Source organism: Bradyrhizobium sp. USDA 4354, assembly GCF_054060315.1.
Window position 1 is genome coordinate 6904803 of the sequence record NZ_JBSSDC010000001.1, and the last position, 17480, is coordinate 6922282.

The 17480-nt window shown below is 64.4% G+C and carries 14 protein-coding genes; 6 read left to right on the forward strand and 8 right to left on the reverse strand.

What is annotated here, in order from left to right:
* The first annotated feature begins 95 nt into the window (after window positions 1-95).
* Window positions 96-740: a DUF2147 domain-containing protein gene (locus tag ACVIIV_RS32175; RefSeq protein ID WP_456747770.1), complete on the forward strand. Its 645-nt coding sequence runs from the start codon at window positions 96-98 to the stop codon at window positions 738-740.
* Here ACVIIV_RS32175 and hpnN read toward each other — a convergent pair.
* Complete coding sequence (hpnN, locus tag ACVIIV_RS32180) at window positions 708-3296, reverse strand: hopanoid transporter HpnN (protein WP_456747771.1); 2589 nt, start codon at window positions 3294-3296, stop codon at window positions 708-710. The two genes, ACVIIV_RS32175 and hpnN, sit on opposite strands and share 33 nt — an antisense overlap.
* Before the next feature lie 447 nt (window positions 3297-3743).
* On the opposite strand from hpnN, the gene ispH reads away from it, so the two are divergent.
* The 4 genes from ispH (at window position 3744) to ACVIIV_RS32200 (ending at window position 7580) form a co-directional block, all read left to right on the forward strand.
* On the forward strand, window positions 3744-4670 hold the full coding sequence (ispH, locus tag ACVIIV_RS32185; protein WP_456747772.1) for a 4-hydroxy-3-methylbut-2-enyl diphosphate reductase: 927 nt from the start codon (window positions 3744-3746) through the stop codon (window positions 4668-4670).
* A 36-nt stretch (window positions 4671-4706) separates the two neighbouring features.
* Window positions 4707-5867 (forward strand): adenosyl-hopene transferase HpnH, encoded by a 1161-nt coding sequence (gene hpnH, locus ACVIIV_RS32190; protein ID WP_456747773.1) that lies wholly within the window; start codon window positions 4707-4709, stop codon window positions 5865-5867.
* 1048 nt (window positions 5868-6915) lie between these two features.
* Window positions 6916-7176 (forward strand): antitoxin, encoded by a 261-nt coding sequence (locus ACVIIV_RS32195; protein ID WP_456747774.1) that lies wholly within the window; start codon window positions 6916-6918, stop codon window positions 7174-7176.
* A complete protein-coding gene (locus ACVIIV_RS32200) occupies window positions 7173-7580 on the forward strand; it encodes a PIN domain-containing protein (RefSeq protein WP_456747775.1) in 408 nt (135 codons plus the stop codon). The genes ACVIIV_RS32195 and ACVIIV_RS32200 overlap by 4 nt, the downstream gene beginning before the upstream one ends.
* Before the next feature lie 111 nt (window positions 7581-7691).
* Here the strand turns inward: ACVIIV_RS32200 and ACVIIV_RS32205 are convergent, their stop codons facing one another.
* The 6 genes from ACVIIV_RS32205 to ACVIIV_RS32230 form a co-directional block, all read right to left on the reverse strand.
* Entirely contained in the window at window positions 7692-8441 is a 750-nt protein-coding gene (locus ACVIIV_RS32205) for a phosphorylase (protein ID WP_456747776.1), read from the reverse strand.
* Window positions 8438-10390 carry a squalene--hopene cyclase gene (gene shc / locus ACVIIV_RS32210; protein ID WP_456747777.1) on the reverse strand — a complete coding sequence of 651 codons (1953 nt, stop codon included), beginning with the start codon at window positions 10388-10390 and terminating at the stop codon, window positions 8438-8440. Before shc ends, ACVIIV_RS32205 begins: the two co-directional genes overlap by 4 nt.
* Before the next feature lie 65 nt (window positions 10391-10455).
* Entirely contained in the window at window positions 10456-11736 is a 1281-nt protein-coding gene (hpnE, locus tag ACVIIV_RS32215; RefSeq protein ID WP_456747778.1) for a hydroxysqualene dehydroxylase HpnE, read from the reverse strand.
* A complete protein-coding gene (hpnD, locus tag ACVIIV_RS32220; RefSeq protein WP_456747779.1) occupies window positions 11736-12575 on the reverse strand; it encodes a presqualene diphosphate synthase HpnD in 840 nt (279 codons plus the stop codon). The genes hpnE and hpnD overlap by 1 nt, the downstream gene beginning before the upstream one ends.
* On the reverse strand, window positions 12565-13452 hold the full coding sequence (gene hpnC / locus ACVIIV_RS32225; RefSeq protein WP_456747780.1) for a squalene synthase HpnC: 888 nt from the start codon (window positions 13450-13452) through the stop codon (window positions 12565-12567). Before hpnC ends, hpnD begins: the two co-directional genes overlap by 11 nt.
* 193 nt (window positions 13453-13645) lie before the next feature.
* Window positions 13646-13879: a hypothetical protein gene (locus tag ACVIIV_RS32230; protein ID WP_456747781.1), complete on the reverse strand. Its 234-nt coding sequence runs from the start codon at window positions 13877-13879 to the stop codon at window positions 13646-13648.
* Window positions 13880-14338: 459 nt separating this feature from the next.
* Between ACVIIV_RS32230 and ACVIIV_RS32235 the strand changes: the two genes are divergently transcribed.
* Window positions 14339-14836, forward strand: coding sequence for a hypothetical protein (locus ACVIIV_RS32235; RefSeq protein WP_456747782.1), 498 nt, complete (start codon window positions 14339-14341; stop codon window positions 14834-14836).
* A 217-nt stretch (window positions 14837-15053) separates the two neighbouring features.
* Here ACVIIV_RS32235 and ACVIIV_RS32240 read toward each other — a convergent pair whose 3' ends face one another.
* Complete coding sequence (locus ACVIIV_RS32240) at window positions 15054-17420, reverse strand: efflux RND transporter permease subunit (RefSeq protein ID WP_456747783.1); 2367 nt, start codon at window positions 17418-17420, stop codon at window positions 15054-15056.
* Between the last annotated feature and the right edge of the window lie 60 nt (window positions 17421-17480).

The window sequence follows — 17480 nt, forward strand, 5'->3', positions numbered from 1 at the left end:
CGTTATTGTAAACGGTCTGTGCGGCCTTTTGCCCTTTTTCGGACCATCTTCGCAAGCACAGCTTTTAGATCATGTTGCACTGCCAAGGAACACTCATGCGTTTGGCCCTTTACACCGGACTAATACTGACTGGCGGTTGCGCCTGCCTGACCCCAGCCCTCGCCGCCGATCCCACCGGCGACTGGCGGGTCGCCGACGGCGTTGCCAACATTCGTGTCGCCCAATGCTATGGCAGCATGTGGGGCGCGGTTTCCTGGGAAAAGCAGCCCGGCGGCCGCGACGAGAACAATCCGGATGTCTCGAAAAAGAACAGGCCGACGCTGGGCATGGCGACCCTGATCGACATGAAGAAGAAGCCCGGCGTCGATCAGTGGGAAGGACAGGTCTACAACGCCAAGGATGGCCAGCTCTACAGCGCGACCATCACACCGGCCGGACCCGATCAGCTCGAAATCAAGGGTTGCGTGATGGGCTTCCTCTGTGGCGGCGAGACCTGGACCCGGGTCGGCCCGCCAATCCCCTCGAGTCCTGTCAACGCCATGGCCAAGGGCGCACCGAAATCCGGGGGCGCTGCGCCGAAAGCCCAAGGGGCGCAAGCGGCCCAAGCCACGACAGGCGCCACCGCGCCTGCGCCCGCAGCTCCCAAGGCCGCCGGCGCGGCCAAGCCCGGTCAGAAGGGCGCCGCCGACCCCGTCGGCGACATCTGCCTACTCCCTGAGATTGCGGGGTTTGCCCATTAGGGCCGGCTGGAACAGCAGCACGGCCGCGAGCGTCGTCACCAGCGAGAGTGCCAGCAACTTGCCCATGCTGGACGTGCCGGGATGGCTCGACAGCCACAGGCTGCCGAACGCGGTCGCCGTCGTCAGCGCGCTGAAGAAGATCGCGCGCGTCAGGCTGGTCTGGAGCAGGTTTGTCCTGCCCGAGCGCCAGGCCACGACATAATAGATCTTGAAGGCGACGCCGACGCCGAGCAGCAGCGGAAACGCGACGATGTTGGCGAAGTTCAGCGGCAGGCCGATCAACACGCAGATCTCGAGCGTCACCGCGCCGGCAACCAGAAGCGGCACCAGCGTCATCAGCACGTCGACGAACCGGCGTAGCGTGATCCACAGCAAGAGCCCGATCACCAGCAGCGCGTAGATGCCGGCGTGGATGAACGCCCTCACGACGGTGTCGCCGGACTTAAGGATCGATACCGGTCCGCCAATCGCGGTCGGCTCGGCCGCGAGCACCGCCGCTGCGAATTTGCGCAGCGTGTCGTTGTCGTTGGGATCGCCCTTGGGCAGCGCCTCGACGCGGATGATGCCGTCCTTGCTCTTCCAGGCGCTGACGAGATCGGACGGCAGTGACTTCAGGGTGACCGGCTCAGCCTGCATGGCGTTCCTGAGCTGGTCGAACACGATCTTCATTGGCGTGACGAACACGTCCTGCGCCTTGTTGCGCGTGGCCTCGTCGCCATTGGCGAGCTTTTCGAGCGCGTCTGCAAGACGGCGCGAGGCGACCGCCCCCGGTCCCTTCGCATCGCCCGCGGTCCGGCGCAGATTGTCGACTGAAGACTTCAGCGCTTCGACATTTTCCTGATCCGACGGCGCAGCATCGATCTGATCGGGGTTCAGCGCGGGATTCAGCACCTTGGCGCCCTGCGCAATGAGCTTCAGCTTCGGCTGCTGGTCCTGCGGCACGAAGCTGTCGAGCGACATCACCCTGAGCACCTCGGGCACCTTCTCCAGCTTCGCCTCGACCTGCCGCGCCTGCTCTTCCGACGTCGTCATCACGTTGATAGCATTGGCGCCGGTATTGGGGTCCTTGCGCAGGTCGAGGAAGGTGGCGATCGACTCGGCGTGCGGATTGCGCAGGTTCATCGGGTTGAAGTCGAACTTCATGAAGTAGAGCAGCGGCAGGCCGCCAAGCGCGAGCAGCAGCGTGCCGCCGACGATCAGCACGCGGTGTTTCTCGAGGAAGTGATCGAGCGGCGCCAGGAAAGCGTAACCGACGGGCTCCGGCTCGCCGGGCGGGTTCAGAAGCTTGAGCAGCGCCGGCAGCACGGTGATGCTGGACACGAACGCCACCAGCATGCCGACACCGGCGATCTGGCCGAGCTCCGAGATGCCCTTGTAGTCGGTCGGCATGAAGCAGAGGAAGCCCGCCGCGGTGGCCATTGCCGCCAGCGACAGCGGCACCGCCGAGCGCTTGGCCGCCAGCACCAGCGCGCCCGAGAGGTCGTCGTGCTTGTAGCGCTCGGAGCGGTAGCGGACGCTGTACTGGATGCCGAAATCGACCCCTAAGCCGACGAACAGCACCGCGAAGGCGATCGACAGCAAATTGAGCGAGCCGACCATCATCAGGCCGGCCGCGGTCGTGATCGCAAGGCCCACGAAGAGATTGACGAACACCGCAAAGATGATCTTCGCCGAATGCAGCGCCAGCCACAGGATCAGCAGCACGACGAGGACGGTGCCGATGCCGTTGACGACGGCGCCTTCCTGGACGGTGGCGTATTCCTCGTTGGCGATCGGGACCGGGCCGGTCAGCCGCACCCGCGCCTGGTATTTGGTCGGGAAATCCAGATCGGCCGCGGCTTTCCGGATCGCGTCGGTCGCGCCCTTGCCCGGCTCCAACGCGTTGTAGTCGAGGATCGGCTTGAACTCGATGAAGGCGCGCTTATCCGAATCCTTCAGCGGCTCGTCGCTGACGAGCTCGCGCCAGGAGAAGCTCGCGTTACCCTTGTTGAGCACGGTCTCGACCGTCTGCGCGATCAGGTTGAAGGGCCGCTCGGTGTTGTCGAGCTTGACCTGGCCGCGCTTGACGCCGGCAAGGCCCGTCTCCAGCGCGCCGGTCAGGCCACGGATCGAGGGGTCGCCGGCCATGATCTCGATCAGGGGCGCGGCGGATTCGAACTGGCCGGTGATCTTGGCGACCTCCTCGGTCGGCAGGAACAGCAGGCCGTTCTTCTCGAAGAACTCGCCGCTACCGAGCTGCTGCATCGAATGGAAGTTGGTCTTGTCGTCCTTCAGCTTGGCATAGAGCGCGTCCGCCGCCGCGCTCGCCATTTCGGGGGTTTTGGCCTCGATGACCGCCGTGATCGTCGCATCGCGGTCGAAGGCGCGATCGAACTGCTGGTCGCGCTGACGCCAGTCCAGATTTTGGGCAATCAGCGAGTTGATGTCGGTGTTGATGGCGAAGTGGCGCGCAGCGTAGTAGCCCGCTCCGACCGACAGCAGGAGCCCGAGAATGACGACGAGGGAGGCAAACCGGGTGCAGACCCTGACGATGGCGACGACGACGCTTTGCAGCACTTCTTTTCTTTCTGCGGTTAACAGCTTGCCGGAAACGCCCGCTGTTTATCGGAGTTCCCGGGCGAAACCTATTGCTGTTTTGATCGTTCTCGCCGCGAGAAGGTTCGAGGTAAACGGCGGGAGACCGTGGCAAAATCATGCGGGCGGCCGGTATAGCCGGGGAGTTGAGGCGGGAAAGTGACGAAGGACGATGCATCAATGTCGCGCATTTGCGCACATCGAATGCCCTACTAGAATACCTCAGAAGTGACTTGTCAGAGTTCCGATCTTCCCTTGCTGCCGATTTTTTGACACAAAGTATTGCGCCTCCATGCGCCGGAGCCCGACGGGGGTGGGCGGCTACCGCATGTGCGAACCAATGGTGCGGATATTGCACTCATTGGTCAGTATCTGGGTGCCGCCGGGGACTTTGAAGCGGATTGGTGCAACTTGCGTGATGGGCGTCCAATGGAAGTTTATCTGGCGCAGCCGCGCGGCTTCTGCGCGGGCGTGGTGCGTGCGATCGAGATCGTGGAACGGGCGCTGGAAAAGTACGGCCCGCCCGTCTACGTGCGCCATGAGATCGTGCATAACAAATACGTCGTCGAGAGCCTGAAGAGCAAAGGCGCCATCTTCGTCGAGGAACTCTCCGAGGTTCCGCCGAAGGCGGTGACGGTGTTCAGCGCCCATGGCGTCGCCCGCAGCGTCGAGGAAGAGGCCGCCACACGCGATCTTCCGGTGCTCAATGCCACCTGCCCGCTGGTCACGAAAGTTCACAATCAGGGGAAGCGCTACATCAGCATGGGCCGCACCCTGATCCTGATCGGCCATGCTGGCCACCCCGAGGTCGAAGGCACGATGGGCCAGGTCCCGGGGCCGGTGCTGCTTGTTCAAAGCGTTGAGGAAGCTAGGGCCCTGACCCTGCCGGCGGATACGCCAGTGGCCTACATCACCCAGACCACCCTGTCGGTCGACGATACAAGGGACATCATTGCGGCCCTCCAGGCCCGCTTTACAGATATTCAAGGCCCGGATATCCGGGATATCTGCTATGCGACACAGAACCGCCAATCTGCGGTAAGGAACCTGAGCAAGCTGGTCGACGTGATCTTGGTGGTGGGCGCTGCCAACAGCTCGAACTCGAACCGGCTCCGCGAAATCGGCACTGAAGCCGGCGTCGCGAGTTATTTGATTGCCGACGGCAGCGAGCTCAATCCGGCGTGGTTGAAGGATGCCAGGACCGTCGGCGTCACGGCTGGCGCTTCGGCGCCCGAGGTACTCGTGGATGACGTGATCGAAGCGATGCGGCGGATCGGACCGGTCAAGGTCTCCGTACTGCCGGGCCGCGAGGAAAACATCGAATTCCGGCTTCCGGCCCAACTGGCTGCGAGCTGACCCACCCGAATTGAAAAGCCCAGAAAGAAACTTGTAATGGCCATCCCCTTCTTCAAGGAAATGCGTATCGGCGGCTATTTGCTCAAGCAGAAACTGCTTGGCCGCAAGCGCTATCCGCTCGTGCTGATGCTGGAGCCGCTGTTCCGCTGCAACCTCGCCTGCGTCGGCTGCGGCAAGATCGATTATCCCGACGCGATCCTCAACCGCCGCATGACCGCGCAGGAGTGCTGGGACGCGGCAGACGAGTGCGGCGCGCCGATGGTCGCCATTCCCGGCGGCGAGCCGCTGATCCACAAGGAGATCGGCGAGATCGTGCGCGGCCTCGTCGCGCGCAAGAAGTTCGTCTCGCTCTGCACCAACGCGCTGCTGCTCGAAAAGAAGCTCGACCTGTTCGAGCCCTCCCCTTACCTGTTCTTCTCGGTGCATCTCGACGGCCTGCGCGATCACCACGACAAGGCGGTGTCGCAAAAGGGCGTGTTCGATCGCGCCGTCTCCGCGATCAAGGCGGCCAAGGCGCGCGGCTTCACCGTCAACGTCAACGCCACCATCTTCGACGGCCATCCGGCCGAGGAGATCGCGAAATTCCTCGACCTCACCGTCGAGCTCGGCGTCGGCGTGTCGATGTCGCCGGGCTACGCCTATGAGCGCGCGCCGGACCAGGAGCACTTCCTCAACCGCACCAAGACCAAGAAGCTGTTCCGCGACGTCTTTGCGATGGGCAAGGGCAAGAAGTGGAATTTCATGCATTCCGGCCTGTTCCTCGACTTCCTCGCCGGCAACCAGGAATACGAGTGCACGCCCTGGGGCATGCCCGCGCGCAACATTTTTGGATGGCAGAAGCCCTGCTACCTGCTCGGTGAAGGCTACGCCAAGACCTTCAAGGAGCTGATGGAGACCACCGACTGGGATTCCTACGGCACCGGCAAGTACGAAAAGTGCGCCGACTGTATGGCCCATTGCGGCTATGAGCCGACCGCGGCGACCGCAGCGCTCAACAACCCGCTGAAGGCGATGTGGGTGTCGCTGCGCGGCATCAAGACGAGTGGTCCGATGGCGCCGGAGATCGACATGAGCAAGCAGCGCCCGGCGCAGTACATCTTCTCGGAGCAGGTCCAGAAGAAGCTGTCCGAGATCCGCAAGGACGAAGCAGCAGCGGCGCAGGCAAAGGCCGCGCAGAAGGCTTCGACGGCGGCGTAAAGCGCGAGTCACAGTTACGAACGAGAAAAGGCCCGGCCGCGAACGCGGCCGGGCCTTTGTCTTGTGCGCCGTAACACGAGTGGCCCGTGTCCCGGACGCGCTGCAGCGCTCTTTGCGCTGCTGCGCAGAGCCGGGACCCAGCAGCTGCGAGCCCTGTCGATGCATGGGCCCCGGCTCTGCAGCGCATCGTCGAAGGGACGCTGCGCTGCGTGCGGGGCACGAGAGGAGATCGCGTCATTCTCTCTCCGCCGTGCGGCACCAGCTTGCTCTTTGCCATGCGCTCTCTTCCCCTCAGACACACCGGCGCATTCTCGCGGCTTCTTTCGCCCGAGCTTTGCTGTTCGTTCGCGCCTCTCGAAAGACCAGAGGGCGCAGGGAAGGCCGGGCGCCGGCGGCACCCGCGGTCCGTATGCATGGAAAACGCACACGGGGTGGATCACAGGTGATGCCGATCGCCCGGCCTTCCCTGCGCGGATGGTTTTAACGGTGTCCTTCGTGCTCTCCTCGGGGAGCGTTGCACTATTGCCCCCGTCGCCTCGCCGCTGATCGATGCGCGTGCCGGTTGGCCGCCACATCACCGCGAGATTTGACGCCAGAACCCCGGGCGTCGGGACCACACGACTTCTCCGTCCGCGGACGGCCTTGCCGGAAGCATCGAGGACTTGCGTGTGCTCGCCCCCGAGATCCAGCCCGGCCGCGTTGACCGCGCCGTGTCGTATCGCGTCGCGCATGACTCACGGGTTGCCCGCCCTGTCATCGCCTTCGCGTCGGCGCTACCGCGTCCACCGCACCCCGACCCGCATCTCGTGACGATCGCGAAGCGCCCCTCTGGCAGGGCCGGGATGAGCGCTCTATGCCACAAATCCGAAATTCGGGAAAATGGAATATTTTTGAGGATAGGGGTTGACGGGTGTTTTGGTGTTTTGCCCGACGCCGCTCGGAGCGAGCCGCAAATATGAAGAACAACCCTATGCAAGTTAAACGTAGCTCCGTCTTGCATACTCAAATTTCGGGTGTATATACATCAAGGTATATACTTGAGGTCGCCATGCCCCACATCGCCAAGGTGTTTAAGTCCGGCAATTCCCAGGCCGTCCGGCTCCCGAAGGATTTTCGTTTTACGGTCGAGGAAGTCGAGGTTTCACGCGAGGGCGATGCCGTGATCCTGCGCCCGAAGCGCAGCGCCACCGGCCCCTGGGCGTCGCTTCGGGCGGCTGTCACGCGCGGTTTCAGCCCGGATTTCATGGCTGAGGGCCGGGAGCAGCCCGAAGAGCAGATGCGCCCGGATCTCGATCGGACGTTTGGATGACAAAGTGGCTGCTCGACACCAACGCCGTCATCGCGCTCGTCGCACGCCGGTCAGAGCCTCTCCTGCGCAGGGTCGAAGCTAGCGAGCCCGGCGCGCTCGCGATTTCATCGATCGTCGCCCACGAACTCTACTTCGGCGCCTATCGCAGCCAGAAAGTCGAATTCAACCTGGAAACGCTTCGCCTTCTCTTTACCGATCTCGAAATCCTCGATCTCGACCAAGAAGACGCGCGAGCCGCCGGTGAGATCCGGGCGCAGCTGGCGCGGCGCGGCACGCCGACCGGTCCCTATGACATCTTGATCGCCGGTCAAGCGATGGCGCGCGGCCTGCCGCTTGTCAGCAACAACACCACCGAATTCCAGCGCATTGCCGGATTGCGGCTGGAGGACTGGACGAGGGATTGATGCACGCAGGCGTTAGGTGACGGTCCGTACGAAGCTGGCCCTACGCCCCAAACAAAAAGGCCCAGACGCCATGGCGATCGGGCCTTTTCTTTGTCCGCTCGGCGAGGCCGCTCAGGCCGCCTTCGACACCAGCGCCTCGCTCTCGATCAGTTCCGTCCCGATCAGATAGTCGCGGCAGCCGCGTAGGCTCCGCAGGGCGCGGTTGAAGTCGAGGCCGGTCGAGACCAGCGCATGCAGCGTCGCCGGATTGCGGACGATGCCGCGCAGTACGGCGGCGAGGTCAATCTGGCCGTTCGGCTTGATCGCGGCGCGGGCGAGCGCCGGCAGCGCGCGATGGGCGGGATCGCTGATGACGCGGACCGCGGCGAAGGGAAGCCCGGCCTCGGCGGCGTAGGCGGCCGCGATGTGGCTTTCCATGTCGACGGCGGCAGCGCCCGTCTCCGAATGCAGCGCCGCCTTGCAGGAGCGCTTCGTGACCACCTCCTCGGCGCCGGCGAGGCTGCCGCGCACCACGCGGCGGCGGCCCGAGGTCAGGCGCTCGATCAGGTCGTCGCCGAGCGACAGGCCGGCGGCCCAGCGGGCATCGCCGGACAGCACCTCGGTTGCCAGCACGACGTCGCCGGACCGCAGCGTCGGGTCGAGCCCACCGGCCACGCCGAACGAGATCACACCGCGAATCGTGTCAGGGTCCACCACCGTTAGAAGCGCCCGCAACTGGCTCGGGCTGCTGGATGAACAGATGACCGCCATTCCAGGCCCGGCTGCGATGCGGGCCTCCTGAACCAGTCCGGTCACGATCAGTATCGGCCGCGGGTCGATGGCCTGACCCGCGGTAAAATAGTCCCCCGTCCCCAAAGTCACATTCCGACCCCTACCACCCTGCTGTTGGTGTTCCGCAAGTTCCGATACCGCGCCAATGCCCACAGCGGAAAGAACTTCGGGTAACCATGATACCGTAGATAGAACACGCGGGGGAAGCCTGTGGCGGTGTACCGCTGCTCGTCCCACAGTCCTTTTTTGTCTTGTGTTGCAATCAGGTACTCCACCCCGCGGGCGACGGCCGGGTGATCAACCTCGCCCGCCGCCATCAGGGCAAGCAAGGCCCATGCCGTTTGCGAGGCGGTCGAGGGGGCGGCCTCCCAGCCCTTGTAGTCCAGCCGGTAACTGACGGCGTCCTCGCCCCAGCCGCCGTCATCGTTCTGGATCGAGGTCAGCCAGTCGGCTGCCTTGCGAATCATTGGATCGTTGTGATCGACGCCGGCCATATTCAGGGCGCAGAGCACCGACCAGGTTCCATAGATGAAGTTCATGCCCCATCGGCCGTACCAGGACCCCTCCGGGTGCTGGGTCTTCCTGAGGTAGGCAACGCCGGCGGCCACTTGCTTGCTGGAGGTCTCGGTCTCGCCGAGCTGGGCCAGCATCGAGATGCAGCGCGCGGTGACGTCCTCGGTCGGCGGATCGAGCAGCGCGCCGTGGTCGGAGAACGGGATGTTGTTCAGGTAATATTCGAGGTTGTTGACGTCGAAGGCGGCCCAGCCACCGTCGTCGCTCTGCATGCCTTCGATCCACTCCCGGCCGCGGGCGATCGCGGCATCATAGCCGGCGACGCCGTGCTCCCGGCGCATGCGGTCCATCGACATCACCACGACCGCGGTGTCGTCGAGATCAGGGTAATGCGCGTTGTTGTACTGGAACGCCCAGCCGCCGGGCCGGACGTCGGGCCGCTTCGCCGCCCAGTCGCCCTTCACCTCGAGCTCCTGCTTCGGGATCAGCCAGTCGAGGCCCTGCTTGGCAGCCGGCACCGCCTTGTCGCCGCCGGCTTCCAGCAGCGCATGCGCGGTCAGCGTCGTGTCCCACACCGGCGAGACGCAGGGCTGGCAATAGGCCTCGTCGTCCTTGATGACGAGCAGCTTGTCGATGCCCCGGCGCGTCGTCGCGCGCGGCGGATAATTCTCGTCCTTGCCGAGCGCGTCGTACATCATGACGATGTTGGCCATAGGCGGGTAGATCGCGCCCATGCCGTCCTCGCCGTTGAGCCGTTCCTCGATGAAAGCGAGCGCGGCGTCGATTGCGCGCTTGCGCAGGCTCTTGGGAAACAGCGGCTCGATCACGCGCAGGATCGCATCGAGCGAACGAAACAACAAAAACCAGGCCATGCTCTGGTGCGGCGCCTTCGCGGTCATGCCGATCGAATGCGGATCCTGCAGGAACAATTCGTCGATGCCGACGCCCTTCGGATTCCTCGCGCGCGGCTTCAGCGCGGCGATCACCATCAGCGGCACCATCGTGGTGCGCGCCCAGTAGGAGATCTTGTTGAGGTGGAACGGCGACCAGAACGGCAGCAGCACGATCTCGATCGGCAGCACCGGCACCGCGCGCCAGGTCACGACGCCGAACGTCGCCAGCAGGAAGCGGGTGAAGACGTTGCTGTTGATCGCGCCGCCGCGGGCATGAATGGCCTCGCGCGCACGCACCATATGCGGGGCGTCGACGGAATCGCCGATCATCTTCAGCGCAAAGTAAGCCTTCACGCTGGCGCTCATGTCGAACTCACCGTCGTGCACCAGCGGCCAGCCGCCATGAGCGCCTTGAACGCGGCGCAGGTAGTTGCCGATCTTGGCCTCGAGCACGGTGTCGACCGGCTCTGCGAGATAATGGCGCAGCAAGATGTACTCGGCCGGAATTGTGCAGTCGGCCTCGAGCTCGAACACCCAATGGCCGTCGGATTGCTGGAAGCCGAGGATGCCCTGGGTGGCCGCCGCAATGCTCGATTCCAAAGCTTCGCGGCTGGTCGCGTTCACGGAATCCATGTCGCTCGATTGCTCCGATAGTCGATTGAAAGTTGGCCGGGACATTTGCCCGTCAGGGCCGCTCCTCAGGATCCCTTTTTGAACCCCTTGGCGGCCAGAACCAGATCGGCGGCGCGGTCACCCGACCGGACCGATCCCTCGATGGTTGCCGGTAATCCCGTAGCAGTCCAGTCGCCGGCGAGGAACAGATTTTTCAGCGCAGTGACCGGCCCTGGGCGCAGGGCATTCTGGGCAGGCGTCGCCGCAAATGTGGCACGGCGCTCGCGCACGATCTGCCAAGGGGGCAACGGCGGCGGCAGCTCGCCGGAGACACCGCCTGCCTTGCAGACGTCGTTCCAGATCGCCTGCGCGAGTTCCTCGCGCGGCATGTCGACGAGACGGTCGCCGTTGCTGATGGTCACCGAGAGCCGGTTCGGGAACGCGAACAGCCATTCCACGACGCCGCCGATCACGCCGAGGATCGGCGCCGAGCCCGGCGGCGGCTCGAACCGGAAATGCGCATTCACGATGGCGCGGAATTCGGTCGGCGTCTTCAGGCCCGGCAGCAGGCTCGAGGCCGCGCGGGGCGGCACTGCCATCACGATGACGTCACCTGCACCGAGCTGGATCACGTCTTCGCCGCCGAAATTCAGCGCGGTCACCTTGCCGTCGGTGCTGACGAACGAACGCAGCTCGTGGCCGAGCTGAACGGTGTGGCCACGCTCCTGCAGGAATTTCACGGCGGGCTCGATCAGCACGGCACTGAGACCATCGCGCGCGATCAGCGGACGGCAGGCCTGCCCGCCGGCGAGCAGCGTCTCGCGCACGATCGCGCCGGCGAGCCCGGCCGAGCCCTCGGGCGGATCGACGTTGAGCGCGGCGAGCAGCAGCGGCTGCACCAGGCGCTGATAGAGGATGCCTTCGGTCGGAATGGACTTGCCGACCAGCGTCTCCTCCGACGCCCAGATCAGCGGCGCCAGCTTGAGATAATCGGTGAGGCCGGTGTCGGGCACGCGGCGGCCTTCGTCGAGCACCCAGGTCGGCCATCGGCCATCGCCGAGATCGATCTGCCAGCGCTGCCCGGTCTTGATATCGACGAACGGAAACTGCGCCCGCTCAGGACCGACCAGGCCCGCCTCGGTGCCGATCGCGCGCGCATAGGCACGCGCATGGCTGTTGCCCGACAGCAGCAAATGATTGCCGTTATCGATGGTGAGATTGGTGGCGCCGTCGAAATAGGACCGGCAGCGGCCGCCGGCCTGGTGCGTCGCCTCGTGCACGGCGACCTCGAAGCCGGCATTGGCGAGCCGCACGGCGGCGGAGAGGCCGGAAATTCCAGCGCCGATGATGTGAGCTGTGTTTTGCATCAGATGAAAGCGTAACGGAGCAGGATCAGGATGCGTGTGATCCTCGACACACGCACCGGCTCGCGCGGCGCGGTGAAGCCGCGCGCGATCAGGAGGTCCAGAATGGAATGATAGTATTTCGACATGATCCGCGGCGCACGCACGGCGCGGCGCTTGTTGCGGTTCATGATCTCGTCCGACTTCTCGAAATGCACCTTGGCACGCTGCGCCAGTGGCAGGCAGACTTTCGGCAGCGCGCGCTCGGCGATCACGCGGTTCGGATCATTGGAGGTGATGCCGGCATGCAGCAGCGCCTCGCGCGGCAGATAGAGCCGGCCGAGGCCTGCGTCCTCGTCGATGTCGCGCAGGATGTTGGTGAGCTGCAGCGCGCGGCCGAGATGGTGCGCGAGCAGGATGCCGTCTTCCTCGGGCATGCCGAACACCCGCACCGACAGTCGCCCCACCGCGCTGGCGACGCGATCGCAATACAGATCCAGCGTCGCCATGTCGGGCGCGCGGATGTCCTGCGGCACGTCCATCTCCATGCCGTCGACGATGGCGAGGAAATCCTCGCGCTTGAGGCCGAAGGTCTTCACCGAGGCGACGTAGTCCTTCAGCCGCGGCGGCGGATGGCCCTGATAGAGCGCGTCGATGTCGTTGCGCCATACCTGAAGTGCGGCGAGCCGCTCCTCGCGCGGCCCGTCGGAATCGGCGATGTCGTCGACCTGGCGGCAGAAGCTGTAGATCTGGAACATCGCTTCGCGCTGGTCACGCGGCAGGATGCGCATCGCGGCATAGAACGAGCTGCCGGATGCGGTCGAGCCGTAACTGGCGCCGGGCGTGGTCGCCTCAAGCGTCATGTGCAGTCCCCGGTCTGGAAATGGCCTTGCGACCGATCGCGCGGCGGCCGACTTCGCCGATCATCCCGGCGAGGCTGAAGGCGAGCTGCAGCTCAAACTTGTTCAGGTGCACACGCTCACGCAGCGGATCGCGCACCTTGAGCAGGCGCACGATGCGGTCGGCATAGGCCTGGATGACGGAAACGTCGACGCCGAGGCGGAGATCCCGGATTTCCGCAGCTAACGACCTGCCCTGGTCGAGCAGCGCCTCGTTGCGCGCGGCGAGCTCCTGCAGGCAGGCCAGCATCGCGGGCGGCGATTGGGCGAGGCCAAGCTGCTCGACCGAGGCGCCGCTTGCGGCCAGCGCGTCGCGCGGCAGATAGACACGGTTGAGCTCGCGGAAGTCCTTGCCGCAATCCTGCAGGTGATTGTTGATCTGCAGGCCTGCGCAGAGCGCGTCCGACGCAGCCCAGGTCGAGGTGCTCTCGCCGTGAACGTCGAGCATGAAGCGGCCGACCGGCATCGCCGAATAGCGGCAATAGTGGATGACCTCGTCCCAGGTCTCGTAGCGCAGCTTAGTCACGTCCATGCGAAACGCGATCAGCACGTCGAGCGCGTGGCGCGGCGGCATGCCGCGCTCGGCCAGCGCGCGGCGCAAGCTGACGGCCTCAGGCTGGGTGTCACTCTTGCCGAGCAGTTCCGCCTCGAGCAGGTCGAGATAAGCGAGCTTCTGGTCGGGCGGCAGCGTGGCGTGATCGGCAATGTCGTCGGCGGTGCGGACGAAATTGTAATAGGCCAGGATCAGGGCGCGATGACGCGGATGAATGATCCAGGACGCGACGGGAAAATTCTCGTCGCGGTCACCCTTGCCGGATCGCAATTCGCTCGCAGAGGTCATCGAGGGTTAGTTTACAATCGTTTGAACAGGAAGGCTTTTTCGCTCGCGCGGGCTCATGCCGGCGACGCCGCCGCGGCCCCCATATAGGGGAATACGGCCGCAAAACCAATCCTGTCGCTCGATGGCTGCCCTCCGCGGATCGCGCCCGAAAAGGCGGCCCCGGGGCCGCCTTCGTGTGGGCCAGCGGCCGAGCTTACTGGTTGTGGTTCTTCAGCACCTGGTCGCAGGCCTGCGAGATCTTGGTCCGGTTCTCCTTCAGGCAGGCCAGGATGGTGAAATCGCCCTGATCGATGACCGGACGGCAGAACTTCTGCACATCGCGGGTGCAGGCCTTCTGCTCGGCCTCCGTGCCGCGCCCTTGCTGGGCGAGTGCAGCCGTCGAAAGGGATGCCGACAGCAGGGTGAGAGCGACGAGAAGCTTACGCATAGTATTCCTTCATTCTGACGGCAGAATCGCACCGATCCCGGACTGCACAGGGCGGACGACCGGAACGGATTGTTCTGATGGCAAGTCGCCGCGGGGTAGCGGCCTCAGAGAAGGCACAAGCACTGGCAAATGCGGCCAAATTGGCGCCACGCCCACCAAATCAGGTCTTCCCTGCGCCTTCATTGGCAGATGTAAGAGATTGATACTACGTCATAATTCAGAAAGCCCGTATTTTACTGCACGGCTGTTGCAGAGCTGCATCTCTCCGCCTCGCCGTGTCAGCCAGAAACACGCCGAAACACGGCCAATCGCATGGTTGGGGCCCCTCGCCGGCGCCCGGTGAACCGCCATCTCTGGTCCTGGCGCGTTGAACCTGACACAGGCTCGGAACACTAAACCTTCGATGTGGCGAGACGTCCTAATCCTCAGCGGACGTCGTTCCAAAACGGGATATTTGCGATGAAATTCTTTGGGCGATCTGGACTGGCAATCACTGCGGCCGGCGTTGGCGCTGCGCTGCTCTTCTCGGTTTCGGCGAGCCACGCACAGTCGTCCGGACCGTTTGCCGGCTTCGACGGCGCGTGGACCGGCACCGGCACGGTCTCGCTGTCCGACGGATCCACCGAGCGCATCCGCTGCAAGGCAGACTACAAGGTCGCCGGCAGCGGTCTCAACCTCAAGCAGGCCCTGCACTGCGCCTCCGACAGCTACAAGTTCGACCTCACCAGCGACGTGACGAGCCAGGGCGACCGCATCTCCGGCAATTGGAGCGAATCCAGCCGCAACATCTTCGGCAATCTCCAGGGCACCGCCGGCGGCGGCCAGATCGAGGTGTTCGTCGAGGCCAACGGCTTTGCCGCGAATCTGTCGCTGCGCACCAACGGCACCAAGCAGACCGTGCAGATCTCCTCCAAAGGCGAGATCCGCGGCGTCAACATCACGATGACGAAGGGCTAAAGCGCGATGAGATTTGGATGAATCGTCATCGCGCTTTAGGTTGTTGATTACGCATGATCTTTCCGGAAAACCGCTTCGCACTTTTCCGGATCATGCTTTAGGGCCTTTCAGCTCAAGAACAACAAAGCCCTCGGCTCTCGCGAGCCGGGGGCTTTTTGCTGTAGCGCTCCCTGCGCGCACCTCCTTGCGTGCGCGCGCCAAAACTCCACGATGCGGCTCAGATCGCCGGCTTGTCCGCGCCTTGCAGCTTCGCGTGCAGATTGATCAGCCACATCGCCGTCGGCCGCAGGATGAAGAGGTCGGCGACGAGGGCCATGACCATCGAGAAGGCGCTGAGCCAGCCGAACAGCCGCAGCGACGGCAGGTCGGAGAACACGGTGACGACGAGGCCGCAGGCCAGCACCACCGTGGTCAGGATCAGCGCCGGTCCGACCAGCACGGTCGCCCGCTCCACGGCGAGCCCCGAGCCGACGCCCGGCTTGCTCTCCAGTCTCAGGCGGTTGAGGAAGTGGATGGTGGCGCTCAAGCCCAGACCGAACGAGACGGTGAGCGCAACGACGCTGGCGAATTGCAGCCCCTCGCCCATCGCCCACAGCACCGTTCCCGACATCACCACCGGGAAGATGCCCGGCAGGATGCAGGCGAACATCACGACCCAGGAGCGGAAGGCGAGGCCGATGAAGATCGCGACCAGCGCGAATTCGATGGTGAGGCCGTGGTTCAACTTCTCGATCATGTTGGCCGAGTTGCGTGCGGCGATAGCGGCAAGACCGGTCACCGCGATCTCGTAGCCGGGATGCTTCTTGCGGACGGCGTCGAGCTCGGTGTCGAGCTTGTCCACGATCGGCAGGAGCTGGCTGGAATCCTTGTCCGGCACGCGGCCGGCGACGACGACCGCGTCCTGCTCGGCGTCGATGAACCGCCGCACCAGATGCTCGGGGATGACGCTGACATATTCCTTCAGCGTCGCGACGTCGGCGCTGCCGGCCTTTTCCGCCAGCCAGCGACGCAGCGTCTCCAGCGACCACACGTTGCCCACACCGGCGGCCTTCTCCACCGTCGCGTGCACCTCGGCGATGGTCTGGAGCGTCTCCGGCGAATACAGCGATTCCCCCTTGGGGAACGCGATCAGCACGTTGACTGGATTGGCGCCGGTCAGCTTGGCATCTAACCGGTCGCTGGCGGCAACCGCCTGGCGCTTGTCCGGCACCTGGTCGGCGAGCCGATAGCGCGGCTCCAGATTGGCGTAGATGACGCCGAGGCCGCCGACGAACAGCACGGCGATCAGGCTGAACAGGCCGGGACGGCCGACCATGCGCACCGCGATCCAGTAGCAGAAATTGCGCAGCGCCTGGACACCGGCATCGGCACCCTGGAACTTGACCGCAAAAACCTTCTCGTTGCGCACGAACAGCACGCCGAACACCGGCACCAGCGACAGCACCGCAACCAGCGCGATGATGGTGGCGGCAAGGCCCGCCTCGCCGAACTTGCGGATCAGGTCTGAGTCGGAGAACTGCAGCGCGATGAAGGAAATGCCGGCGGTGCCGTGTGTCAGCACGCAGGCCGGCCCGACCACCAGCACCGCGTTCTTGAACGCGGTGAACTTGTCCTGGCCTGCGATCAGCCGGTCGCGCGCGGCGAAGGTGAGCTGCATCGAGTCCGAGAAGCTGATGACCATGATGAGCGGCGTCATCACGTTCAGGAACATGTTGAGGTTGAAATTGGCCCAGCCGAGCGCGCCGAGCGCCAGCAGGATCGCGATCATCGGCGGGAATGCCGCCGCGATCATGAACGAGATCTTGCGGAAGAAGATGATGGCGATGACACAGCCGGCGAGGATGCCGAGGATGTTGTAGGTCAGCCCGTCGCGTTCGACCGCATTGCGGATCTCGAGCTGCATCACCGGCACGCCGGAGAGCTGCACGTTGAGCCCGGTGTCGCCGAGATCCTCCTTCATCAGCCCGCGGATGTCGCCGACGGTCTTGGTCAGCTTGTTGGAGCCGACCACTTCGGGATCGAGCGACAGCACGATCAGCGCCAGCGTGCCGTCCTCCGACAGCAGCTTGCCGCGGATGATCTCGTTGTTCTTGACGGTCTCGATGAACTTGTCATAGGCCGCGCCCTCGGGCAGCTCGGCCGGGAACAGGGCCGCCGGCAGCTTGCCGGGGGCCGGCGCCTGGCGCGCCGAGAACAGCGAGACCAGGCCGCGCGTGCCTTCGACCAGCTGCAGGTCGGTGACGAAGTCGCGCAGCTTCTCGAGGTTGTTCCGCGCCAGCAGATTCTTGCCCTCGACCACGACCAGGACGTCGAACTCCTCCGCAGGGAACTTCTTGGTCACCTCTTCGTACTGGCGGAATTCGCGTGTGTCGGAGCGGAACAGCTGCGACAGCGAATCGTCGATCTTGATGCGGTAGATGCCGAACACGGCGCCGACGATCAGGGCGAGCAGGACGATGCAGGAGAGGATCGGGGCCCGAACGGCGATCAGCCCGAGACGCTCCAGCCCGAAGGCAATGGAGGACGCAGGTCCCTGCTCGACCTTGTCGACATGAACCTCATTCTCGCTGTGCTTTTCGAGCATGCCTTGTCCAGTTCCTAAATCGGCTCAGTCTTGAGAGCTTATTGCGCTCCGCGAGCGGCT